This is a genomic window from Zavarzinella formosa DSM 19928, assembly GCF_000255705.1.
Lineage (GTDB): Bacteria > Planctomycetota > Planctomycetia > Gemmatales > Gemmataceae > Zavarzinella > Zavarzinella formosa.
The window spans coordinates 640,061-641,236 of the sequence record NZ_JH636444.1 but is presented as its reverse complement, the minus strand read 5'-3'; the positions used below and the strand labels follow the sequence as shown (position 1 = coordinate 641,236).

General features: G+C 66.0%; 2 protein-coding genes. One reads left to right on the top strand and one right to left on the bottom strand.

From position 1 onward, the window contains the following. Positions 1-284, top strand: a 284-nt coding sequence (locus BGIM_RS53435; protein ID WP_157369586.1) for a molybdopterin-dependent oxidoreductase, incomplete at its 5' end; no start/stop codon positions are given. Between the two features lie 189 nt (positions 285-473). On the opposite strand, the gene BGIM_RS53430 is transcribed toward BGIM_RS53435, so the two are convergent. After that, positions 474-1,176 (bottom strand): beta-propeller fold lactonase family protein (locus tag BGIM_RS53430; protein ID WP_020473708.1); only part of this gene is annotated, 703 nt, incomplete at its 5' end.

Below are 1,176 nucleotides of genomic sequence, written 5' to 3'. Positions count from 1 at the left end.
TCGGCACCGACGCGGGCCGGCATCCGTACGTCAGCATGGGAACGGCCGACGGCGTTTACTACGTCGGCCTGGACGCCCCGAGCGCGATGCACCCGCAGACGCTGCTGTGCGACCGCATGAACGGCGAGACCCTGCCCGAGGCCCACGGCGGGCCGCTGCGGCTGGTGTCGGCCGTGAAGTATGGCATCAAGAACATCAAGTGGGTGAGCCGAATTTCATTCCGCGACGACCGCCCGGCCGACTATTGGGCCGAGCAGGGCTATGACTGGTATGCGGGTCTGTGACGGTCTTGCGCGGCCAAGGCGAGCAAGTCCTCCGACGAATGGAAGGCGACCGGATCAACGGAGAAATGCGGAGTTTGACATGTCGGGCCGTGTGTGATTCCGACAACGCCGGGAGAAACGGATCTCATCCATCCGGCCGTCATCGCCGGATGAATTTACGCATGCACTTCGTGAAATCTCATGCGTCGGTCACCATTTGGAGCCGGGTCGCCGGTCACGCCGAAGAAGCTCGACCAAGTCCCTCGCTCTCGGCGGCGCTTCATAATCGCCCCATGATGCGTCAATCCCGCCGAAGATGTGATCGTGGCTGCGGTCGTCATGGTCGCACTCCTCGCCACCCGGCAGGCTGACGACGACGACGCCTTGCGGGTGGGCGTTGGCCGGCACGTCTGCCTGGGAGAAGACGACCGGGGCGAGCGGTTCGGTCAGGGTGCCGTCGCGAGCGACGCGAAGAGTGTGGAGTTGGTTCCCCTGCGGGAAGGCAGGGTCGGTGGACTGGGTGACGGCGAACAGGTATTTGCCCGTCGGGTCGAGGGTGATCTCGAACAGGTTTGTTTGCGGCCCGCCCGGGGCGCCTCGCGGTCCGCCCAACGGCAGTTCTTGAATTTGGACAGGGTGAAGCGGGGCCGCGAGGGAGAAGACGCCGACGGAGTCGGTCGCCGTGTTGGAGACGTAGAGCAAGCGCCCGTCCTGGCTGACCACACACCAGCACGGCGCCGCCCCGCTGCCCGCGGACTGGCCGACGAAACTGGTCCGCCCGGTCTCGTCGTAAGTGAACACGCCAATTTGGGCGGCCGACGTGAATCCGGCGTACACAATGTTTAATCGCGGATGACTGGCCGCCCCCAGAAGGACCGGCGCGTTCGCGCCGGCCGACGCCGCCCCGCCGGGC